The sequence below is a fragment of the Pseudomonas fragi genome, assembly GCF_900105835.1.
In the GTDB taxonomy this organism is placed as follows: domain Bacteria; phylum Pseudomonadota; class Gammaproteobacteria; order Pseudomonadales; family Pseudomonadaceae; genus Aquipseudomonas; species Aquipseudomonas fragi.
Map to the genome: position 1 here is coordinate 4,288,782 of NZ_LT629783.1, position 21,404 is coordinate 4,310,185.

Below are 21,404 nucleotides of genomic sequence, written 5' to 3' on the forward strand. Positions count from 1 at the left end.
TCTCTGCTCACTGACACGTTCTAACGCTCTCTTTTCAGGCAGTCGACTGGCGCTTGACGCTTGCGCCTGCCTGGAAATAGAGGTGTGCAGTTTTATATAAACGATGTCCGTTCGTTTGGATAACTACAATTGAACTCTGCAATGGCTCGTGCCCTGATAGTGTGCTGCTCGATATTAATGACGGGCGGCGTTATGGCTGAAGTTAAAGCGCCGTCAACCCTGGGAGTGTTAAGTCAGGCAGAACAGTTGCCGGCCGGCTTTCAGGAACACTTCTTTGATGTGCCTCTGGCGGTGCGTGTCGATGTCAACGCACAGTTGCTCGGGGATGCACTGGTGGTGCTTGGTCGCGATGAAACCATCCGCCTGCTGAGCTTTACCGATACCCAGGCCAGCGCCTTGCCCGAGGCCGATCGTGCCCAGTGGCTGGCGCAATTGTCCACGCCGACGGCTCTGGGCAGTTGCACCGCGAACTGTGGCAATGGCCTGGTGGCCTTGCATTACAACCTGCAGGACTCGCAGTTTTCGATTTTGACCGACGCGGTAGAGCGGGAGCGCGCACCCGCCCAGTACCATGCCCTGCCCGAAGACGGCAGTGATGGCCTGATTTTGCACAATCAGTTGAACATCGCCCGCAGTGGCGGCTCCCAGGCTGGCACGGCAGCACGCTATAACGTCCAGGCCTCGAGCAGCCTCGGCAACTGGACCCAGGTGGCTTCGGCCGAACTGGCGCGAACCGGTGAACCCGGTGCCCCCACCTATCACTCCCTGAACCAGCTTTACGGCCAGCGCGAGTTCGCCGGCAACTTTTTCCGCCTGGGCTATTTCACCCCCGACGCACTGGGTGTGTATCGCCGGCCCCGCAATTTTGGCGCCAGCCCGGACACCACGCTGGGTTTCATGTATGGCACCAGCGACAGCCTGGCGGTCAGCAACGCCAGCCCCAGTACCTACCCCATTTATGTCACGCCAAGCCGGCAGGGCCTGGTCGAGGTGTACCGCGACGGCGTGCTGATTTACAGCCAGGCGGTTGCCAGCGGCTTGCAGACCCTGGACACCCGGCGTTTGCCCGGTGGTATCTACCCGGTGCAGGTGCGTCTGCTCGAGGATGGCCAAGTGACGTCCACGACCGAAGAAATGATCTACAAACCCACCAACTGGCGTAATGCCGATCAACCCTGGCGTTACAGCGTTTTTGCCGGGAAACGCCGCCAGTTGTTGAACAACTGGGGTGATGACGTGCAATACGATCAGGGGCTGACTTACGGTGCCCTGGTCAATTACCTGCTGCACCCGCGAGTGATTCTGGGGGTTGATGCCCAGCGCGTCGCGCAAAAAATGCAATACGGCAGCTCGCTCGACTGGGGCCTGTCAGACCATTTCAGCCTCTACAGCAATGTGTATCAAACGGCTGGCTACGGCACAGGCATGGACCTGCAGGCGCGTTACCAATATCACGGCGGCAGTGCGATGTTTTCTCACTCGCGGTCCTGGCTGGATACGCGCAACGATATTGATTACCTGGACACCGTCGCGGTTCGCCCCAGGAGCCGCTACAACGGCCGTACGCAAAACACGGCGGTGTCCTTGACCCAGCGCCTGAGCGCGAGCAGCAGCCTGACCGGCCGGGTCAGCCACAGCAGTGGCAACACCAACGGTACCGGCGTTGATCTGAGCTGGATCCGCAGCAGCAAGTTGTTTGGCAGTGATGTGCACTGGCAGGTATCGCTGTTCGACCGCCCGGCCACCCTCAGCACCGGGAACCAGCGTAACCGCGGCATCGACCTGAGCATCAACCTGGCGCTGGGCAAGCCGGCCGGCAGCCTGTCGGCCAGTATCGGCAGCCGTACTGCGCGTGATGGCGCACGCGAACTCAATGGCTCGCTGGGCTACAACAAGACCCTTGAAGGCGACTTCTTCAAAAGCTATTCCACCGGCCTTACCGCCGACAGTTATGGCGTGGGCCTCAATGCCTCGACCCAGTTTGAAACCCCTGAACTCAACGGCGATGCCTACGCCCAGCGGTCGTCCTATGACGGTGAGTTCAGCGGTGGCTTGAACATCAACAGTACCGTGGCCGCTGGCGCGGGCGCCCTGGCGGCCAGCGGCAGTTTTTACGGCGGTGACGGGGCAATGATTGTCGACCTCGACTCGGATATCGACAACCTGGTGTTGCGTGCCGATGACATGGGCGGCAGCTATGGTGCCCAGCTCAAGCCCGGTCGCAACATGGTGCCGGTGGCGGCTTACAAAAGTGGCACGGTGCACTTCGATTTTACGGGCAATGATGCCCATGCCGCGTCCATCCAGCCGCCACACGCGCGTTATCACCTCAATAAAGGCGGTGTGCTGTACCAGCAGGTGCGGGTGCTTAAAACCGTGTCGGTACTTGGCCGGGTGGTCGACCCCCAGGGTCGCCCGATGGCGGGCGCTCATATTCTCAATCACGCCAGCAGCGGGGTCAGCGAGGCCGACGGGTTCTTTGTGCTGGAGATGAGCGAGTCGTCACCCAGCCTGCAAATACATCATCGGGGGCAACCGGCCTGCAATGTTGTGCTGGAACCCGACCGGCACAAGCGGGAAAACAATGTGTTGCTGGTGGCCGATATCGTCTGTCGCGCAGCTTCACTGGGGGTCGCCAAGGGGGCATGAGGGGCGCCACCGGGGGCTGTGTACGAGGGAGGATGCCGGGAACACAAGGAGGGTGTGATTATTATTTTCGAGACGAGTAATCATTATGCGGATGTCACGACTGTTTGAATCAACACGCCTCCTGTACTACGCACTGGCGCTGCTGTTGATGGGCCATGCGTTACAGGCTTCAGGCTACGATAAAACCATCGAGGCGGTGTACAAGCCCGACCCGAACAACCCGAGCCAAAAAACCTTTGTCATCGTCACGCCTGGGGAAGGCCATTGCGGAGGGCGGCCTACGCCTTGCCCAGGAGCCCTGGGCGTGAGTTTACCCATTGTGTTTGAGTCTGCGGCGGGAATTGATGCGTCAACCAACGCGCTCAACCCAAGGCAGGGAGCCTATTTAAAGATCCCCCTGAGTTGGCGCAGCGTCATGCTCACCAACACCCGGACGGGCTCGCAGGCAGAGTTGAAAGTGCGTGCGATGGCATTTGGCGCCCGCTATGTGTTGATCAAACCGGCAGCCGAATTGTCCCCCGGTGGTCCGACCGCGCCTTATCTGGGGCACGGCCTGCTGTGGCAGGGCGGTACCTGGCATGAATCCGTGCAGCCGTGCTATTCGTCCCGACTGTGGTATCTGGCTGCCAAAGTGCATGAGTTTTTCTGGCGTTATTCCAGTAATGATACCTGTACTAAAAAAGCACTGTTCGATATCCCCGGCCCTTTTATTTATAACCGGGCCGAAACCGGTTTTGAGTTTGCAATGCCCAACCCGCTGGAGATGGAGCCCGGTGAGTATACGGCCACCACGCTATACAGCCTGGGGCCGGGCCAGGATTTTGATATGGGCGACCTGATGCTGCCCTCCGACAACCAGATCGCGCTCAACTTCAAGTTTGTGGTGCACAGTGCGTTGACGGTGGACTTCCCCCCGGGTGCGCAACGGGCAGTTCTGCAACCGCGCGAAGGCTGGCAGGGCTGGCTGAACTCGGGGCGGCGGCCGCCAGCCTTGAGTGCCTGGCAAGACTTCAGGTTGTCGGCGTCCAGTAACTTCAGGATGTATCTGGACTGTCAGTATTTGATAGGGACCGACTGCGGCATTTACGCCGAATCGGCCACGCAAAATACCAAGGTGGCGGTCAATACCACGGTGAGTTTTCCGGCCGGCATCACCCTGATGCCGGGCAAGCAACCGGCGTTCAAGGTGCCCTTGGCGCAGGGCATCCACAATGCGGTGAGCTTTGCAGTCGATGGCGTGCAAATGTCGCAGCGGGCCATGCTGAACTATGAAATCACACCTGAGGTGACGGCGTTGATGGTTGAAAACCCCGGCAGTACTTACAGCGGCGTCGTCACGATTGTATTTGATGCCAATACCTGAGGCCGCATTGGCCTTGCACGTCGGCCGCCGTAATTGCACCGTTGCAGCGGCCGTGTCGCCCTGGCGTTGAGCGCAGGGCATTTATCGTTATTCGCCATGGGAGAACGCACACCGTGCGAGCGTTGATTTTTTTTAAGTTGCCGGCCTTTTTTTTTACAACGGTTACCAGTGTGTGCGTGCAACTGCTGTTTGCGGGTACGCCTTTGGCGGCGGCGGAGCAATTGATTACCGCCGTGTTTAGCCCCGATCATCACAACCCTTCCCACAACCGGTTTATCAACACCACTCCGGTCGCCGGGTATTGCCTTATCTTGCCTGGCCAATGCGCCGCCAACGGTTTTTCCAGTGTCAATTTCCCGGTGGATTTTGATGCCTCGCAAGAACTCGACCCGCAGGAGGCGCTGGCTGACAGGCGTAAAGCGGCTTATATGCGGGTGCCGTCGAACTTTCGCAATGTGACCATCACCCACGATCAAACCGGGCAGAGCGCACAGGTGCAATGGCGGATTTCCGGGTTTGGCGGGCGGTATATCCTCAGTAGTGGCACCTGGCATGGTCACCTGTGGGGCTCCTCCTGGGTCACGGCGCCCAGCCCCTGCACTTATGGCGGGGTGGGCAGTGGCAACGCCACGTTTTACGACTACTTCTGGAAAGTGCCGCAGAGTGCGACAACGGCCTGCGTAAAACTGCCCAAGGTGCAGATCCCGACACCGTTTCGATACCGCAACATGAACATCAGCTACGAGCTACATACCCCCAACCCCCTGAGCATGGAGATGGGCACTTATTCGGGCAGCATCACCTATGGCATCGGCCCCGGCCAGGACTTTGATTTCGGCGACCGCATGGTGGCCAGCGATGACCGCATCACGTTCACGTTCAAGCTCACGGTCAACCACCTGCTCAGCCTTGATTTTTCCCCCGGTGCGCAGCGAGCCGTGCTGCAACCCGCGCAGGGCTGGCAAGGCTGGCTGGCCAGCGGTCGAACAGCACCTGCGCTGTTTGCCGACCATGATTTCAAGATTTCTAGCTCCGGGCGCTTCAAGGTCTACCTGGAGTGCAAGTACGCCTTTGCGCAGACCTGCGGTATTCGTGCGTCAGCCCAGCAACAGCTGACGGCGGGGGTTGATATTCAATTGTCCCTGCCCGCCGGCATTGCGCTCGAGGCCAGTGGCCAGCCTGCACGGCGGATTCCGCTGCAGGCCGGGGCGCACAACGCCGTGGTGTTCAAGACCCTGAGCAGCCAGTTTGATCGCAAGGCCACCCTGCACTACAGGGTGCAAAGTGCCTCCACCGAACAGATGGTCAAGTACCCCGGCAGTACATTCACGGGCAATGCCACAATCATTTTTGATGCCAATATTTAAGTACTTTGCTTGCGGGGGGGTACCTGCAAGCAAATTTATATTGATCAGGTGATTCCTGCCCGCCATTCACCCGGCATTCTGCACTCCGACAACGCCTGCATTAACGCAACTGTTCAAGGTGTGAAACCGTTGTGCCAGTGTTTAATAATCGTAGGAATACATGTGTTTAAACCGTGCGTCATACGCGGTTATGAGCGCATGCAACCATGACTAAGCGAGGTGCATTGTTTATTTAAATCGGTGTTTGGAATGACGGAAGATGGCACTTCATCTACTCGTTTTATAAGGCTGTAATACGATGGCCCGTTACTTGATAGCTGGCGTGATGTTATTTGATGATGAGTTGTATGAAGTTTCAGGGCTGGACACTGCTGTCGCCCCGGTGGTGCTGGGAGCGGCAGCCAGTCGCTGCTTTTCGACATTGCTTGAAGCCCAGGGTGCCATTGTCACCAAAAAGCAACTATTGCATGCGGGTTGGGAGCGTTATGGGCAGCAAGTATCTGCCAACAGTGTCAATCAATCCATCGCCCAGATCCGTCGTTGCCTGTCTACCGTAGGGCATTGTGACTATGTGGTTACAGTGCCGCGCATTGGCTACAAAATCAGCGATGCCCTGTCGATTGAACGGCTGGGCGACAGTGCCTTGCCGCCAGGAGGCGAGGGTGTGAGAGGAGGGCGAGATGTCGCGCCGTTGCCGATCACGCTCAACGATGACGTTGCACTGGTTTCGACCAAGGTGAGCCGTTGCCGGCGCTATCTGACCGTTATGGCCGGGGTTTTATTGCTCAACGGCTTTCTGGCCTTTGCCTGGCAGGCCGCGCAATTGAGCTCGCCGCTGGCGTCGGCAATAGAACTGCACTACTCGCCGCTGCCCGATACCTATAAACAACATCTGTTTTCGGCGCCGGGTTTAAACATCACGCCTGAGCGAATCAATGCCCATATGTTGAAGTTGAAGAATAAACCGCCTGCGTTTACGGCCCTGGCGAGTTATGCGTATGTGTATTTGAATGGTGCGCTAAGGGATAACGCGTATGGCTACTTCTTATGCCGCGACCCGATTGAAGTCAGTGTGTCGGGGTGTATTTCCTATTTTGTCCTGGATGAGTCCGAGTAATGGTGGCGGCAAAATGGAGCGCTCGCGGTCTGATTGTAGCCCTGTTGGTGGTTTTGCCCTGGCTGGCGGCCTCGTGGTTGTACTCGGCTGACCGGGTCGTGTGGGAATGCCATCTGGACTTTGAAATGCTGGCCATTTCAGCGGACCACACGGCTGAGCGCACCCTGGGTTCGTACAGTCAGTTCTTTCGCGGCAATGACCTGGGTTTTTCACGAATCGGCGGCCGCAAGGTGCAGGTAGCGAAGGGCGGCGATACCCATGTGTACAACTTCCACCGCTTTGTCGACTTCAAGTATGTACAGGCTGGGCCCTACCTGAAAAATACCGTCACCAAAATCACGCGCAAGAAGGGCGACACCCTGGATGATGACCAGGACCTGGCCTTTATGAACGCCCCGGGGGAGGACGTTTATGTTCAGGTATTGAAACTGGGCCCCAGTACCTATTCGTTCGGACGGCTGGGCATGCCCTTGCAGATTTGCCAGGGCCGCCAGGGGTGGCTGATGCCGCGTTTGCGCTAGGGCTGGAACGCGCCGATAAAGATCGCCGGGTCAACCCGCGCATCATTGAGGCTGACGTTCCAGTGCATGTGCGGGCCTGTGGCACGGCCCGTCGAGCCAACCTTGCCCACCACATCACCGCGGGCCAGTTGCTGGCCCACTCGGGTGTCGATTTTCGACATATGGCAGAACATGCTGATAAAGCCCTGGCCGTGGTCGACAAACACGGTATTGCCATTGAAGAAGTAATTGCCGATCAGGATCACCTTGCCCGCTGCGGGGGTCTTGATCGGTGTGCCAGCAGGCACTGCGAAGTCGAGACCGGCGTGAGGGTTGCGCTCTTCGCCATTGAAGAAACGGCGCACGCCGAACTTGCTCGACAGCGGCCCGTTGACCGGCTTGTCCAGCAACAGGTTGCTCGGCGTGTTGGGGCTGAAGGTGCGGTAGGCCTTGATCTGGATGGCCAGTTCGTTGTCGATGCGCTTGATATCGGCCGGGTCGGGGTTAACCTGACGCTTGTTTTTCAGGGTGATGTGTTGCTCGGGGTATTTCTTGCTGCCCACGGCGAAGCTCAGGTCGCGCCCACCAGAACTGATCCGTTGGGTGCCCGGCTTGACCGTCAGCGGAATGCCGACAATGGCCCGCCAGGTGTCCTGTTCCTTGATGACCATGACCGGCTTGCCGTCATAGCTGGCCTTGGGCGCCTGGGCGCCGGTGCCCAGTTCGATCACGGCGACGCCGCCGGGTACCGGTTTGTTCAGCAGGCGGGTGATATAGCTGTCAGCTGCCTGAGCATTGAGGGTCAGGCACAGCAACAGCGCAGCAGAGAAAAAACGCGGCATCAGTTAATCCAGTAAAGAAAGGGTGACGGGCGTGAGGTGATTATCCTCGACGCGCACTTGCAGTTCGCCTTCGCCCAGCCTGGCCTTCAAGCGTTGACCGTTTTGAGTTTGCGCAGCGCTGCGGATGGCATTGCCCTTTTCATCGAGCAGAATGCTGTAGCCACGACCCAGGGTGGCCAGCGGGCTGACCACATGCAGGGTCTGCATCTGGCTGTGCAGCTGCATGCGGCGCGCCTTGAGGCCTTCACGCATGGCTCGGGGCAAGCGCTCGGCGAGGCTGTCCAGGCGCTGGCGCAGCATGGCCAGCTGGCGGCCCGGATGCTGGGCGGCCAGGCGCGTTTCCAGGCGGATCAGGCGTTCGCGGCGGGTGTTGAGGCTGCGCTCGAAAGCCCGGCGCATGCGCATGTCCAGGTCATCCAGGCGCTGGGCCTGCTGGCGCAGACGTTCGCCGGGGTGGCGCAGGCGTCGCGCCAGGCCGTCGAGGCGCAAGCGGTCGCGCATCAGGCGGTCGCGGATACGCATCACCAGCCGGCGGTGCAGGCTGTCGATACGCCGTTGCAGGTCGCTGGAGTCCGGGGCCAGCAACTCGGCTGCGGCTGACGGGGTAGGGGCGCGTACATCCGCGACAAAGTCGGCGATCGACACGTCGGTTTCATGGCCGACAGCGCTGACGATGGGCGTGACGCAGGCATCGATGGCGCGGGCCACGGCTTCTTCGTTGAAGCACCACAGGTCTTCCAGCGAGCCGCCGCCGCGGGCCAGGATCAGTGCATCAAAGCCCCGTGCATCGGCCAGCTTGAGCGCCCGGACGATCTGCGCCGTGGCTTCGCGGCCTTGTACGGCGGTGGGGATCAGGGTCAGTTCGACTTGCGGCGCCCGGCGGCGGAACACGCTGATGATGTCGCGAATCACGGCCCCGGTGGGCGAGCTGACAATGCCGATGCGCTGCGGGTGAGCGGGCAGGGCGACCTTGCGCTCGGGGCTGAACAGGCCTTCGGCGCTGAGTTTTTCCTTCAGCGCATCGAAGGCCAGGCGCAGCGCGCCGTCGCCAGCGGGTTCCACGGTATCGAGGATCAACTGGTAATCGCCACGGCCTTCAAACAGCGAGACCTTGCCGCGTACCTTGACCGCCAGGCCGTCCTTGAGCGCCTGACGCACCCGTGCTGCGTTGTTGCGAAACAGTGCGCAACGCACCTGGGCACCGCTGTCCTTGAGGGTGAAGTACACATGGCCAGAGGCCGGGCGGGCGAGGTTGGAGATTTCGCCTTCTACCCAGATATTGCTGAATACGTCTTCGAGCAGCACCCGCGCCCGGCCATTGAGCTGGCTGACGGTCAGGACTTCCCGGTCGAGATTGAATCTTGCAAAGGGGTCTTTAATCATGCGGGCCATCATAAGGGCGGATTGTTATCACTGCACCTGTCTGATAGAAGTCTGCGCACTTAAAACAAGGAAGCAGAGCAATGGAGTTGCCGTTCAGTGGTGGTGAGTGGGTGTTGCTGGAACTGGCCATTGCCCTGGCCTATATCGTCTTTGGTGTGGCCGGGTTCGGCACGGCGCTGGTGGCCGGGCCACTGCTGATCCTGTGCCTGCCGCTGTCGAAAATCATCCCGCTGCTGGTGCTGCTGGATTTTGTCGCGGCATTTGGCAACTGGCTGCCGTCGCGTCGGGATGTGGCGCGGCCCGAGTTGCTGCGCTTGCTGCCGTGCATGGCGATTGGTTGTGTGATCGGCGTAGGGTTTTTGCTGAACCTCAAGTCCGACCTGTTGCTGCTGTTGATGGGACTTTTTATCACGGCTTACGCCTTGTACAGCCTGGCAGTCAAGGTGAAACCGACACAGGTCGCTGCTGGCTGGGCCATCCCCACGGGGATCACGGGTGGATTGTTTGGGGCGTTGTTTGGCAGTGGCGGTTTTTTGTATGCGCTTTATCTGAATGCACGCTTGCCCAAGGACGCAGCCCGCGCCACCCAGAGTGCGTTGATCAGTTGCAGCACCATGGTGCGCCTGACGCTGTTTGTACTTGCGGGCGTATATGCCGACGGCGCGTTGCTGTTGCTGGGCGCCTGCCTGTTGCCGGCGATGGCACTGGGGCTGTGGATTGGCCGACGGCTGACGCGCAAATTGTCCCGCGAGGCGTTTGTGCGGCTGGTAACGTGGCTGGTGCTGGCCAGCGGCATTGCGCTGATCGCGCGCTACCTGAGCGCTTGACCTTGTGGGGTGAGGCTTTAAGCTGCGCGCTTGATCCTGCCCGCTCCCACAGATCCAGTGTGTTGCTCTTATCTCACGTACATGTGCCGTCCCCATGAATTCGCAAAGCATCATCGTTCCCAAAATCTCCACCTTGCCGGTGCATGAGCCGCGTGCCCGGGCCATCGTGCGCTGGCTGGTGCGCAAGAACATCATCGAAGAAGAGCTCACCACCTGCGGCCGTACGGGCAATGGCATGGCCTATGCCATCGCGCCCGGTGCCCGTGAGGTGGTGTTGCACCCCGAGGCGCTGCCATTCGGTGAGCCGGTCAATGGCCTGGAGATCATCACCAAGCGTTGCATCTATACGCCGGCCAAAGGCTTTCTTGAAGAAGCCGGTTGCGCCGAGTGCCGCAAGGAAGTGGGCGAGGCGCTGTTCGACAGCCTCGAAGACTGGATGCCGGGGCGTACCGACAACTTCATCTGCCCGCTGTGCGCCCATGAAGACGACATCAACGGTTTTCTGTTTTTGCAGGCGTGTGCGTTCTCCAATTTGGGTTTTATTTTCAACAACTGGGCCGAAGCGGGCTTCAAGCAAAGCTTTCTCGACGAGTTCGCCGACTGGCTCGACCAGCCGGTGGCGTGGGTGAAGGTCGAACTGTGACCGATGGTGTGGGAGCGGGCTTGCTCGCGATGGTCGTTAACGATGACGCGTATTTACTGAGTAAATGCGGTGCTCTGAAGACCATCGCGAGCAAGCCCGCTCCCACACTTGAACTGCGTTCCTCTTAAGTGAACTGTATTGCGCTCCCACAGAGGGTTTTTTGCCCACTTGCTGTCCTGAGAGTCAATAAATCATTGGCCCTTAGCGCAAAACTCTCTAAAGGTTTCCGTTGAGAGAGCCGGGTGTTTTGAGTACAATGGCGCGCTTCCATTTTCCCGCTCGGGAGCCCCAGCGATGCTGCGTATCAGCCAAGAAGCACTCACATTCGATGACATCCTTCTCGTCCCCGGTTATTCCGAGGTTCTCCCGAACGAAGTCAATCTAAAGACTCGTTTGACCCGTGGCATTGAACTGAATATTCCGCTGGTTTCCGCTGCAATGGACACCGTAACTGAAGCCCGTCTGGCAATCGCCATGGCTCAGGAAGGCGGTATCGGTATCATCCACAAGAACATGACCATCGAGCAGCAAGCTCACGAAGTTCGCAAGGTCAAGCGTTTCGAAGCCGGCGTGGTTAAAGAGCCGATCACTATCGAGGCGGATGCCACGGTACGTGAACTGCTTGAACTGACCCGCCAGCACAACATTTCCGGCGTTCCGGTACTGCACAATGGCGACCTGGTCGGCATCGTGACGTCCCGTGACGTACGCTTTGAAAACCGTCTGGAAGCTACCGTTCGTGACGTGATGACGCCAAAAGAGCGTCTGGTCACGGTCAAGGAAGGCGCCGACAAGGAAGAAGCCCGCGAACTGTTGCACAAGCACCGCATCGAGCGCGTGCTGATCGTCGACGACAACTTTGCCCTCAAAGGCATGATGACCGTTAACGACATCGAAAAAGCCAAGGCTTACCCGTTGGCCAGCAAGGACGACCAGGGTCGTCTGCGCGTGGGCGCTGCGGTCGGCACCGGCAAGGACACCGCTGATCGTGTGGCCGCCCTCGTGGCTGCCGGCGTTGACGTGGTGGTAGTCGATACCGCCCACGGTCACTCCAAAGGCGTGATCGACCGCGTACGTTGGGTCAAGCAGAACTTCCCTGAAGTTCAGGTCATTGGCGGCAACATCGCCACTGGCGCTGCTGCCCTGGCCCTGGCTGAAGCCGGCGCTGACGCAGTCAAGGTCGGTATCGGCCCTGGCTCGATCTGCACCACCCGCATCGTTGCCGGTGTTGGCGTTCCGCAAATCAGCGCAATTGCCAATGTGGCCGCTGCCCTTGAGGGCACTGGCGTACCGTTGATCGCCGACGGCGGCATCCGTTTCTCGGGTGACCTGTCCAAGGCCATTGTTGCCGGTGCGTCCTGCGTGATGATGGGTTCGATGTTTGCCGGTACTGAAGAAGCACCAGGCGAAATCGAGCTGTACCAGGGCCGTTCGTACAAGGCTTACCGTGGCATGGGTTCGCTGGGTGCAATGTCGCAGTCCCAGGGCTCCTCTGACCGTTACTTCCAGGACTCCTCCGCGGGTGCCGAGAAGCTGGTGCCGGAAGGTATCGAAGGTCGCGTGGCGTACAAAGGCTCGCTGACGGCGATCATTCACCAACTGATGGGCGGTCTGCGTTCCTCGATGGGTTACACCGGCTGTGCCGACATCGAGCAAATGCGTACCAAGCCTGAGTTTGTGCGTATCACCGGCGCTGGCATGGCTGAATCCCACGTCCACGACGTGCAGATCACCAAGGAAGCACCCAACTATCGCGTAGGTTGATAGTGGTCGCGCCCGGGTTCACGCCCGGGTGCGATACGAATTAAATCACCGGGGCTGTTTGATTCAGCCCCGTGTCGTTTCTGAAATTAATCGAGATTTTGTCATGGCCCTCGACATTCACGCTCACCGCATCCTGATCCTGGACTTCGGTTCCCAGTACACCCAGCTGATCGCTCGCCGCGTGCGCGAAATCGGCGTTTACTGCGAACTGCACCCGTTCGACATGGACGACGCAGCGATCCGCGAATTCGCCCCTAAAGGCATCATCCTGGCCGGTGGCCCGGAGTCGGTACACGAAGCCGGCAGCCCGCGCGCCCCACAAGCTGTATTTGACCTGGGCGTACCGGTTTTCGGTATCTGCTACGGCATGCAGACCATGGCCGAGCAACTGGGCGGCAAGGTTGAAGGTTCCGAGCTGCGCGAGTTCGGTTATGCCCGCGTCGACGTGGTTGGCAAAAGCCGCCTGCTGGACGGCATCGAAGACCATATCGACGCCGACGGCCTGTTCGGCCTGGACGTGTGGATGAGCCACGGTGACAAGGTCACCAAGATGCCGTCCGACTTCCACATTCTGGCCAGCACCCCAAGCTGCCCGATTGCTGGCATGTTCAACGACGAGCGCGGCTACTACGGCGTGCAGTTCCACCCGGAAGTGACCCACACCAAGCAGGGCGGTCGCATCCTGTCGCGCTTTATCCTCGACATCTGCGGCTGTGAAGCCCTGTGGACACCGTCGAAAATCGCCGAAGACGCCATTGCCAACATCCGTGCCCAGGTCGGTACCGACAACGTATTGCTGGGCTTGTCCGGCGGCGTTGACTCCTCGGTTGTTGCAGCTTTGCTGCACAAGGCCATCGGCGACCAGTTGACCTGCGTTTTCGTGGACAACGGCCTGCTGCGCCTGCACGAAGGTGAGCAAGTGATGGCCATGTTCGCCGAGAACATGGGCGTCAAGGTGATCCGCGCCAACGCTGCCGACCAGTTCCTGAACAACCTGGCTGGCGAAAGCGACCCGGAGAAAAAGCGCAAGATCATCGGCCGTACCTTTATCGACGTGTTCGATGCCGAATCCTGCAAGCTGGAAAACATCAAGTACCTGGCCCAGGGCACCATCTACCCGGACGTGATCGAGTCGGCTGGCGCCAAGAGCGGCAAGGCTCACGTGATCAAGTCGCACCACAACGTGGGCGGCCTGCCGGATGAAATGAACCTCAAGCTGGTTGAACCGCTGCGTGAGCTGTTCAAGGACGAAGTCCGTCGTCTGGGTCTGGAACTGGGCCTGCCGTACGACATGGTCTACCGTCACCCGTTCCCGGGCCCGGGCCTGGGCGTGCGCATCCTGGGTGAAGTGAAAAAGGAATACGCCGACATCCTGCGTCGTGCTGACCATATCTTTATCGAAGAGCTGCGCAAGGCCGACTGGTATCACAAAGTCAGCCAGGCATTCGTGGTGTTCCAGCCGGTTAAATCGGTTGGTGTTGTAGGCGATGGCCGTCGTTACGCCTGGGTTGTTGCCCTGCGTGCCGTAGAAACCATCGACTTCATGACCGCACGTTGGGCGCACCTGCCTTACGAGCTGCTGGAAACCGTCAGCGGCCGGATCATCAACGAAATCGAAGGCATCTCCCGCGTGACTTACGACGTGTCGAGCAAGCCGCCGGCAACGATCGAGTGGGAATGATCGGGAGTCAGGCATAGTCCGGCACCCGTGAGCAAGAACACCCTGAAGCCCGCTTAATTGCGGGCTTTTGGCTTTTTGGGCCTGGCAAATCCTGGCAGCTTTGGGCATTGCCAGGCACTGTGTTCAGGTGGCTTGGTATGGAGCCGCGCTGATTACGGGCTAGAAGTTATCCATCGCGTTACACATCGACACCTTGCCCTCAGGCTTCGGCTCGACAGCTACCCATTGCTTGCCGTCAGCTGAAAGCTCATCCAGCAGGAATGAACAGTCTGCCGACATTGATGCCTGCACCCGGTAATCCACCCCGGGCCGAGGTACGAAGGTCATGGTTTTGGCGCACTGCCGGGCATATTGCAGGCGCCCCAGGTAATGGAGCGCAATCGGTTTGTTCGCCGGCACTACCAGCTCTGACGAGACCGAACCTGCCAACGAATAGATCGGCCCGCCAATGCCGAGGTTTTCGCCGTTATGGTCGGGGAAGCCGGATTTCGCCGACGCCATCACCCCCGCACCCGGCACATTCCAGTCCAGGCAGTCACGCCCCGGCACGGCGCGCACCAGGCCGTCGGTGAGCAGACGAATACGGGCCGTCTCGCCGCTCTGCGGGGGGATGTAGCCGGTGGACAGCGAACGCACGTTTGCCACCTGGCCGCAGCCGCTGAGCGCCAGCAGAACGGCGGGGATTACAGTGAACAGTCTCATCAGGCAATCGACTCGCAGGGGCAGGTTAAGGCTGGCGGCAGTTCTGGCTGACTGACAGGTGCGGTGCAGGTTCATAGGACACGCGCTGCAAACCATCGCCGTCCTGGAACAGGAAGTACTTGGTGCGACAGTCCTTGAACATTGCCGAGTAACCCTCGGCCCGGAAGCCTTGACCCTCCACCTGCTTGGTCACGGTATTGTTGCGGCTGACCACTTCAAGCACCTTTTGATAGCTGTCCCCCATGTTGACACCGGGTTCGCCGGTGATGGCGGTCGAGGAGGCGCAGCCGCCCAGTGCTGTTGCCGCCAGGGCCAATGCGGCACCATACAGTCCGTTGCGTAGATTGTTCATTCCCTGTGTCCTTTTGGTGACGGATTAACGGCGGCCGTCGCACACCGGCGATTCTCCAATACGACCGAGCTTGCACATGTCCAAATTATCTTTGCGTTTGTAGCCTGCGTCTTTCATGCAATAGAAGTTCAGTAACCTCACATCGATTGGCGACCTGTCTCCTGCACCATCAACATTGGTATATCCGCACGCCCGCATCGCAGCAATGATCCCGGTCTGCGATACGCCCTCCTTGTACCATTTTGTGTAATCCGGAGCCGGCGGTTGAAAGCCCCTTCCCGTGCAGCCAACCAGTAACACAGCGCAAACACTCAGCAGCAGGCTCTTGGTGTACATGGCGTTATTCCTTGGGATTTGACGCGGGTAGAGAGCGATGCGCCGATATCGTATAGGGAACTTTCGTTCAACCAATGGTTCCATACGATCCCTCTCATAGACTGTTCAAGGATCGAATGAAAACATATCTGGCAGTTCCGTTAGCAATCACGCTCGCCCTTGTGATGACCGGTTGCAGTAGCCGTAAGGCGGGTGATCTCACTTCAGCGCCGGTAGTGCCACTGGCCATGAGTGACCATCAAGCCAGCGTGACTTTCCGCACCATTGGCGGAGAGGGTGACCACCCTGTCAGTTACATGTACGGGTATTCCGACGGTCGAATGGATGACGCGGGTGATCGTGTGTATGACACTGCTTACTTCAAACGCATACCGGCCTATCTGAAGAGAATTGGCGGTGGCACTGACAGCATCAGCAAGCTGGTCGATGCAGACAAAGTGGTGCACGTGGAAGGGACGGTCAAGGCCAAGCAGTTCACCTTCAACGGTATTCCAATGCCTACGCCGTTCGACAAAGAGCAGCCTGTTGCGCAGCAATTCACGCCACAAGCCAAGAAGAATTATGTGGTTGAAACCGTGATCGCCGACACTTGGGTTATGAGCGTGTATGAAGTTTCCCCAGCCGGTGAGCGCAAAAACGTTGGCGTTGGAAAAAATGAGGCGGCCGCAAACTGACTGCGCTGAAAAAAGCCTGAGTCCGGTGTGATGTGAAAAAGGCGATCAGCCCCTGGGGTTGATCGTTTTTTTTGTGGCTGGTGTTGGACACCCACGAACTTCCGGCGCCAATTTTTTGGAACTTCAAATTGATCGAAAAGCGATTGAGCCTAGTTCGATTGATTCATACGCGTTATTAAAACCTCATCCATAAATAATACAGCGCCTTGCGAAAACAACTGCTTAGGTGCGCTGTTTTTGCCGTAGTCAAAATACTGACAAGCACAGCCAGTTACATTCATCCTATAAGACGGTGACTTCTCATGATCAAGATCATGGCCTTCTTGTTAATAGGAGTTGTTACTGCAGGATGCAATGGATTCGTGAAGCCCGACTTGTCGGGGCCGCTCAATGATGCGTATTTCTCGGTCTTTTCAGGCTTTCCCTTGCCATTGATGTACATGGCTTCGGCTGTGCAGTGGAATGAAGATTACGCCGTCACCACAGGGCATACTCCGTTTATTCCCAATGTGGCCTACCGTTGCAGCACCCACTGCGATCTGGTCTTTATCAAGCACAAAGCTAACGGCCGCTATCCGGCATGGCGTGCATAGCGCGTGGGCGAGAGCATCACGGCGGTGGGTGTGAGCCCTTACCTTGTGACCACCACGGGTAAGGGGCGGGTGTATAAAACGCCCTTTCGCAACACTGAAGAACACAGTGGCGACCTGTATGCCATCCATGATGCCCCGCTGGTCAAGGGCATGTCGGGTGGGCCGGTGATCGCCAGTGACGGTTGTGTGGTGGGGATCAATGCCGGTTTTTATTCGACCAGCCTGAACAGTGCGATTACTTTGCCCGAGTTGAAGGGCGCGCAGAGGGTGAGCATCTTTATTCCGTACTCGATCATTGCGCGGGAATGGGGGATGTTGCAGGCACAGCTTGATGGAGGGCGTGGTTCGAAGTTTGTGGTCAAGTAATTCAAGAGCCCCTCACCCCAGCCCTCTCCCGGAGGGAGAGGGGGCTAAAAGCCAAAGCAGATCTGTGCAGCACCACCAGCCGGCGCCCCCTCCCTCCGGGAGAGGACTGGGGTGCTTTTGATGTCAGCGCCGCGCCACATCCGAAAAGTAGAACTTGTCCAGCGTATGCCGTGACTCGGTGTACTCGAACTGGCGCCCATCCTGCAAAAACGTCTGGTTGCTCACCACGATCACATGGCTCTGACCATCGAGGTCCAGATGCTGCTGGTCGTCCTTGCTGCGCGGCACCGCTTCGATGGTGCGCTGGGCATAGCTGATCTGCAGGTTGAGGGTCTGCTCGATATAGGCATAGATCGAGTGCTCGGCAATGGCCTGATCCAGCCCCGGGATCAGGTCGCTGACAAAATGGTTGATGTCCAGAATCACGCGCTTGCCATCTATATGGCGTACCCGCTTGATCCGGGTGATCAGGCTGCCCGCTTCAACATCGAACTTTTCGCACAGCGCCCCTTCGAGCGGAAATCGGGTGAATTCCACCACCTCGGTACTGACGTTGCCACCCAGGCGCGGGTAGGTCTCCTGAAAACTGACGATACCGCCCAGCTGGAACTCGATCGGGCTGGATGACAATACAAAGGTGCCCTTGCCGTGGATTTTCTGGGCAAAGCCACGCTCCTGCAGTTGTTCGATGGCCTTGCGCACCGTGCCGCGGCTGGCCCCGTAGCTGGCCATCAACTCGGTTTCGGACGGCAGGCGGGCACCACGGGCCAGGCGTTCAGTGGTAATGCTGGCAAGCAGATCGGTGTAGATCTGATTGTATTTGGTCATGACGAAGGCTCTATGCCGATTGGGCTCGGGGCCCGGAACCTTAAGGGCTGGAGGGAAGGCAGCGCAAGCCCGCGGAAGAAAAATCACCAACTCGTCTGTACCAGTTGTTGCTTTAACTCGTACAGACGAGTATTTTTTTGCTTCGGCGGTGCTGCCACAGCGACGCTCCATAATAAAAATTCAAGCGGAGACCACGCATGAGCCACGACTACTCCCAGATCGCCAGCGAGTTGCTGCACAGCCTCGGTGGTGCCGCCAACGTTGAGCAGGCCGCACATTGCGTGACGCGTTTGCGCCTGGCGCTCAAGGACCCGAGCCTGGTGGACAGCGCCAGCCTTAACCAGATCGATCTGGTGAAAGGTTCCTTCTTTACCGGCGGCCTGTACCAGGTGGTGATCGGCCCCGGCGAAGTCGAAAAGGTCTACGCTGCCCTGCGCGAGCAGACCGGCCTGGCCGCCGCCACCATCGCCGACGTCAAGCAGCAGGGCGCCGACAAGGCCAACGCCATGCAGCGTCTGGTGCGCGTGTTCTCCGATGTGTTTATGCCTATCCTGCCGGCGCTGATCATTGCCGGCCTGCTGATGGGCGTGAACAACCTGCTCGGCGCCAAGGGCATGTTTATCGATGGCAAAACCCTGCTCGATGCCTATCCGCAACTGGACGGGGTATGGAGCCTGATCAACCTGATGGCCAACACCTCTTTCGTATTCCTGCCTGCCCTAGTGGGCTGGTCGGCGGCCAAGCGCTTTGGTGGCAGCGAAATCCTCGGCATCGTCCTGGGCCTGATGCTGGTTCACCCCGACCTGCTCAATGCCTGGAACTACGGTAAGGCCGTGGCCGGGCTGGAGGGCCAGAGCCTGCCGTACTTCAATATCCTCGGCCTGTTCCAGATCGAGAAAGTGGGCTACCAGGGGCAGATCCTGCCGATCCTGTTGGCCGCCTATGTGATGAGCGTGATCGAAAAATGGCTGCGGGCGCGGGTACCCAATGCCATTCAACTGCTGGTGGTGCCCATCACCACCATCGTCATTACCGGCGTGCTGGCGCTGGCGATCATCGGCCCGGTGACCCGTCACCTTGGCATCCTGATTACCGAGGGCGTGGTGCTGTTGTTTGATGTGGCCCCGGTGCTTGGCGGGATGATTTTCGGGCTGTTGTACGCACCGCTGGTGATCACCGGTATGCACCACATGTTTCTTGCCGTGGACCTGCAGCTGATTGCCAACCACGGCGGCACCTTTATCTGGCCAATGATCGTCATGTCCAACCTGGCCCAGGGCAGCGCGGCGCTCGGCGTGTTCTACATGAGCCGCAATGTGCGTGAGCGCAGCATGGCTTCGACCTCTGCGGTATCGGCGTATTTCGGTATCACGGAACCGGCGATGTTCGGGATTAACCTGCGCTACAAGTTTCCGTTTTATGCAGCGCTGGTCGGTTCGGCGCTGGGCAGCATTTTTCTGTCGTTGAACAAGGTGCTGGCCTCGGCCATCGGGGTTGGCGGTCTGCCCGGCTTTATCTCGATCATTCCGCAGTACATCCCGATGTTTGTGATCGGCATGCTGATGGCCATTGTCGTGCCGTTTGTCCTGACCTGTGCCCTGAGCCTGAAAATCATTCGTCCCGGTTATCGCGTGGCGTAGCACATCCATTTTCTGTAGCTGCTGCCGAAGGCTGCGAAGCAGGCCCCTCTTGATTGAAGGTCCTGCGGCCCTTATCGCAGCCTTCGGCAGCGGCTACAACGTCCAAGCAAGGAACACCCCATGCAAGACTGGCAGCGCTCGGTGATCTATCAGATCTACCCAAAAAGTTTTTACAGCCACGCGGGCAACGCCACCGGTGACTTGCTCGGGGTGGTCGACAAGCTCGATTACCTGCAGTGGCTGGGTGTGGACTACCTGTGGCTGACGCCGTTTTTACGCTCGCCCCAGCGTGACAATGGCTATGACATCAGCGATTACTACGCCATCGACCCGAGCTACGGCAGCATGGCCGATTGCGAGTTGCTGATCCGCGAAGCCGGTGCCCGCGGCCTCAAGCTGATGCTCGATATCGTGGTCAACCACACCTCCATCGAGCACGAATGGTTCCAGCAGGCGCGCAGCAGCCTCGACAACCCGTACCGCGACTTCTATATCTGGCGCGACCAGCCAAACAACTGGGAATCCAAGTTCGGTGGCTCGGCCTGGGAATACGAGGCGCAAACCGGCCAGTACTACCTGCACCTGTTTGACCACACTCAGGCCGACCTCAACTGGGACAACCCCAAGGTGCGTGCCGAGGTCTACAAACTGATGTGTTTTTGGCGGGACAAGGGCGTGGGCGGTTTCCGCCTGGACGTGATCAACCTGATCTCGAAACCGGCGCACTTCCCCCAGGACGACAGCGACGGCCGCCGCTTCTATACCGACGGCCCCAACGTGCATGAGTACCTGCAGGAGATGCACCGCGAAGTGTTTGCCGGCCACGATCTGGTCAGCGTCGGCGAGATGTCGTCCACCAGCCTTGAGCACTGCATCCGGTATTCGCGGCCCGACAGTGAGGAGCTGTCGATGACCTTCAACTTCCATCACTTGAAAGTTGATTACCCGAACATGCAAAAGTGGCAGCGGGCTGATTTCGACTTCCTGCAGCTCAAGGGCATCCTGTCGCACTGGCAAACCGGCATGCAGGCGGGTGGCGGCTGGAACGCGCTGTTTTGGTGTAACCACGACCAGCCCCGTGTGGTCTCGCGTTTTGGTGATGACGGCGAACACCGCGTGGTCTCGGCCAAGATGCTGGCCACCGCGTTGCACTTTCTGCAAGGCACGCCCTATGTCTACCAGGGCGAAGAAATCGGCATGACCAACCCGGGGTTCGAACATATCGAGCAGTACCGCGATGTCGAAACCCTGAATATCTATCGCCTCAAGCGTGAAGCGGGTGTGCCTCACGACGAATGCATGGCTGCGATCAAGCAAAAGTCGCGGGATAACGGCCGCACGCCGATGCAATGGGACCATCAGCCCAACGCCGGTTTCAGCAGCGCCGAGCCGTGGCTTGGCATCCCCGCCAACGCGGCTTTTATCAACGTTGAAGACCAGCGCAATGACCCGGCTTCAGTGCTGCATCACTACCGTCACTTGATCGCCTTGCGTCGCGCAGAGCCGTTGCTGAAACACGGTGAATACCGTCTGTTGTTGCCCGAGCACAAGCAGGTGTGGGTCTATGTGCGTGAGGGCGCTGGCGAGCGTCTGCTGGTGATCAATAACTTCTACGGCACGCCCTGCGACTTCGAATTACCGGAAGGGGTGATTGCCGCGGACATGAGCCAGCGGCTGCTGATCAGCAACTACGACGACTGCCCGGTGCGCAGCAACAGGATCTCGCTGCGGCCCTATGAGTCTTTCGTGCTGCACCTGAACACCTGAAGCTGGATTC

The 21,404-nt window shown here is 58.9% G+C and carries 18 protein-coding genes and 1 pseudogene; 13 read left to right on the forward strand and 6 right to left on the reverse strand.

Annotated features, from left to right (window positions below):
* Positions 1–141: 141 nt before the first annotated feature.
* The 5 genes from BLU25_RS19785 (at position 142) to BLU25_RS19805 (ending at position 7,017) form a co-directional block, all read left to right on the forward strand.
* On the forward strand, positions 142–2,649 hold the full coding sequence (locus BLU25_RS19785; protein WP_083369792.1) for a TcfC E-set like domain-containing protein: 2,508 nt from the start codon (positions 142–144) through the stop codon (positions 2,647–2,649).
* Positions 2,650–2,953: 304 nt separating this feature from the next.
* Positions 2,954–4,012 carry a hypothetical protein gene (locus BLU25_RS19790; protein ID WP_228795875.1) on the forward strand — a complete coding sequence of 353 codons (1,059 nt, stop codon included), beginning with the start codon at positions 2,954–2,956 and terminating at the stop codon, positions 4,010–4,012.
* 176 nt (positions 4,013–4,188) lie between these two features.
* A complete protein-coding gene (locus BLU25_RS19795) occupies positions 4,189–5,379 on the forward strand; it encodes a hypothetical protein (protein ID WP_139803906.1) in 1,191 nt (396 codons plus the stop codon).
* A gap of 298 nt (positions 5,380–5,677) precedes the next feature.
* Entirely contained in the window at positions 5,678–6,496 is an 819-nt protein-coding gene (locus BLU25_RS19800; protein ID WP_016779624.1) for a winged helix-turn-helix domain-containing protein, read from the forward strand.
* Positions 6,496–7,017, forward strand: coding sequence for a hypothetical protein (locus BLU25_RS19805; protein WP_016779625.1), 522 nt, complete (start codon positions 6,496–6,498; stop codon positions 7,015–7,017). The genes BLU25_RS19800 and BLU25_RS19805 overlap by 1 nt, the downstream gene beginning before the upstream one ends.
* On the opposite strand, the gene BLU25_RS19810 is transcribed toward BLU25_RS19805, so the two are convergent.
* The gene (locus BLU25_RS19810) at positions 7,014–7,838 is read right to left on the reverse strand and encodes a peptidoglycan DD-metalloendopeptidase family protein (protein WP_016779626.1); all 825 of its coding nucleotides are present in this window, start codon (positions 7,836–7,838) and stop codon (positions 7,014–7,016) included. The two genes, BLU25_RS19805 and BLU25_RS19810, sit on opposite strands and share 4 nt — an antisense overlap.
* A 3-nt stretch (positions 7,839–7,841) precedes the next feature.
* Positions 7,842–9,221, reverse strand: a complete 1,380-nt coding sequence (gene xseA / locus BLU25_RS19815) for an exodeoxyribonuclease VII large subunit (protein ID WP_169716027.1) — start codon at positions 9,219–9,221, stop codon at positions 7,842–7,844.
* Between the two features lie 80 nt (positions 9,222–9,301).
* On the opposite strand from xseA, the gene BLU25_RS19820 reads away from it, so the two are divergent.
* The 4 genes from BLU25_RS19820 (at position 9,302) to guaA (ending at position 14,136) form a co-directional block, all read left to right on the forward strand.
* Positions 9,302–10,048 carry a sulfite exporter TauE/SafE family protein gene (locus BLU25_RS19820; RefSeq protein ID WP_016779628.1) on the forward strand — a complete coding sequence of 249 codons (747 nt, stop codon included), beginning with the start codon at positions 9,302–9,304 and terminating at the stop codon, positions 10,046–10,048.
* Positions 10,049–10,142: 94 nt separating this feature from the next.
* Positions 10,143–10,691: a sugar ABC transporter ATPase gene (locus tag BLU25_RS19825; protein WP_083369794.1), complete on the forward strand. Its 549-nt coding sequence runs from the start codon at positions 10,143–10,145 to the stop codon at positions 10,689–10,691.
* A 294-nt stretch (positions 10,692–10,985) separates the two neighbouring features.
* Positions 10,986–12,455, forward strand: a complete 1,470-nt coding sequence (guaB, locus tag BLU25_RS19830; RefSeq protein WP_016779630.1) for an IMP dehydrogenase — start codon at positions 10,986–10,988, stop codon at positions 12,453–12,455.
* A gap of 103 nt (positions 12,456–12,558) precedes the next feature.
* Positions 12,559–14,136 carry a glutamine-hydrolyzing GMP synthase gene (guaA, locus tag BLU25_RS19835; protein WP_016779631.1) on the forward strand — a complete coding sequence of 526 codons (1,578 nt, stop codon included), beginning with the start codon at positions 12,559–12,561 and terminating at the stop codon, positions 14,134–14,136.
* 159 nt (positions 14,137–14,295) lie between these two features.
* On the opposite strand, the gene BLU25_RS19840 is transcribed toward guaA, so the two are convergent.
* Genes BLU25_RS19840 through BLU25_RS19850 form a run of 3 tightly spaced genes read right to left on the reverse strand, consistent with a single transcriptional unit; the run spans position 14,296 to position 15,526 of the window.
* Positions 14,296–14,838: a hypothetical protein gene (locus BLU25_RS19840; RefSeq protein ID WP_083369795.1), complete on the reverse strand. Its 543-nt coding sequence runs from the start codon at positions 14,836–14,838 to the stop codon at positions 14,296–14,298.
* 25 nt (positions 14,839–14,863) lie between these two features.
* On the reverse strand, positions 14,864–15,190 hold the full coding sequence (locus BLU25_RS19845) for a hypothetical protein (RefSeq protein ID WP_016779633.1): 327 nt from the start codon (positions 15,188–15,190) through the stop codon (positions 14,864–14,866).
* A 24-nt stretch (positions 15,191–15,214) separates the two neighbouring features.
* On the reverse strand, positions 15,215–15,526 hold the full coding sequence (locus BLU25_RS19850; RefSeq protein ID WP_016779634.1) for a hypothetical protein: 312 nt from the start codon (positions 15,524–15,526) through the stop codon (positions 15,215–15,217).
* A gap of 116 nt (positions 15,527–15,642) precedes the next feature.
* Here BLU25_RS19850 and BLU25_RS19855 point away from each other — a divergent pair, with 116 nt between their 5' ends.
* Both BLU25_RS19855 and BLU25_RS23895 read left to right on the forward strand, forming a co-directional pair.
* Positions 15,643–16,200 carry a hypothetical protein gene (locus BLU25_RS19855; RefSeq protein ID WP_020467774.1) on the forward strand — a complete coding sequence of 186 codons (558 nt, stop codon included), beginning with the start codon at positions 15,643–15,645 and terminating at the stop codon, positions 16,198–16,200.
* A gap of 302 nt (positions 16,201–16,502) precedes the next feature.
* Positions 16,503–17,159 (forward strand): annotated as a pseudogene (locus BLU25_RS23895) (trypsin-like peptidase domain-containing protein).
* 123 nt (positions 17,160–17,282) lie between these two features.
* Here the strand turns inward: BLU25_RS23895 and treR are convergent.
* Positions 17,283–17,987 carry a trehalose operon repressor gene (gene treR, locus BLU25_RS19865; protein WP_016779638.1) on the reverse strand — a complete coding sequence of 235 codons (705 nt, stop codon included), beginning with the start codon at positions 17,985–17,987 and terminating at the stop codon, positions 17,283–17,285.
* A 197-nt stretch (positions 17,988–18,184) separates the two neighbouring features.
* On the opposite strand from treR, the gene treP reads away from it, so the two are divergent.
* Both treP and treC read left to right on the forward strand, forming a co-directional pair.
* Complete coding sequence (treP, locus tag BLU25_RS19870; protein WP_016779639.1) at positions 18,185–19,627, forward strand: PTS system trehalose-specific EIIBC component; 1,443 nt, start codon at positions 18,185–18,187, stop codon at positions 19,625–19,627.
* Between the two features lie 120 nt (positions 19,628–19,747).
* Positions 19,748–21,394, forward strand: a complete 1,647-nt coding sequence (gene treC, locus BLU25_RS19875; protein ID WP_016779640.1) for an alpha,alpha-phosphotrehalase — start codon at positions 19,748–19,750, stop codon at positions 21,392–21,394.
* Positions 21,395–21,404 lie beyond the last annotated feature (10 nt).

Bases quoted from the DNA above. Each gene is read 5' to 3' on its own strand.
- guaB (WP_016779630.1), top strand. From the start codon at position 10,986: ATGCTGCGTATCAGCCAAGAAGCACTCACATTCGATGACATCCTTCTC.
- BLU25_RS19850 (WP_016779634.1), bottom strand. From the start codon at position 15,526: ATGTACACCAAGAGCCTGCTGCTGAGTGTTTGCGCTGTGTTACTGGTT.
- BLU25_RS19800 (WP_016779624.1), top strand. From the start codon at position 5,678: ATGGCCCGTTACTTGATAGCTGGCGTGATGTTATTTGATGATGAGTTG.
- BLU25_RS19805 (WP_016779625.1), top strand. From the start codon at position 6,496: ATGGTGGCGGCAAAATGGAGCGCTCGCGGTCTGATTGTAGCCCTGTTG.
- treP (WP_016779639.1), top strand. From the start codon at position 18,185: ATGAGCCACGACTACTCCCAGATCGCCAGCGAGTTGCTGCACAGCCTC.
- BLU25_RS19845 (WP_016779633.1), bottom strand. From the start codon at position 15,190: ATGAACAATCTACGCAACGGACTGTATGGTGCCGCATTGGCCCTGGCG.
- BLU25_RS19855 (WP_020467774.1), top strand. From the start codon at position 15,643: ATGAAAACATATCTGGCAGTTCCGTTAGCAATCACGCTCGCCCTTGTG.
- treR (WP_016779638.1), bottom strand. From the start codon at position 17,987: ATGACCAAATACAATCAGATCTACACCGATCTGCTTGCCAGCATTACC.
- xseA (WP_169716027.1), bottom strand. From the start codon at position 9,221: ATGATTAAAGACCCCTTTGCAAGATTCAATCTCGACCGGGAAGTCCTG.
- BLU25_RS19820 (WP_016779628.1), top strand. From the start codon at position 9,302: ATGGAGTTGCCGTTCAGTGGTGGTGAGTGGGTGTTGCTGGAACTGGCC.
- BLU25_RS19825 (WP_083369794.1), top strand. From the start codon at position 10,143: ATGAATTCGCAAAGCATCATCGTTCCCAAAATCTCCACCTTGCCGGTG.
- BLU25_RS19785 (WP_083369792.1), top strand. From the start codon at position 142: ATGGCTCGTGCCCTGATAGTGTGCTGCTCGATATTAATGACGGGCGGC.
- BLU25_RS19810 (WP_016779626.1), bottom strand. From the start codon at position 7,838: ATGCCGCGTTTTTTCTCTGCTGCGCTGTTGCTGTGCCTGACCCTCAAT.
- BLU25_RS19840 (WP_083369795.1), bottom strand. From the start codon at position 14,838: ATGAGACTGTTCACTGTAATCCCCGCCGTTCTGCTGGCGCTCAGCGGC.
- guaA (WP_016779631.1), top strand. From the start codon at position 12,559: ATGGCCCTCGACATTCACGCTCACCGCATCCTGATCCTGGACTTCGGT.
- treC (WP_016779640.1), top strand. From the start codon at position 19,748: ATGCAAGACTGGCAGCGCTCGGTGATCTATCAGATCTACCCAAAAAGT.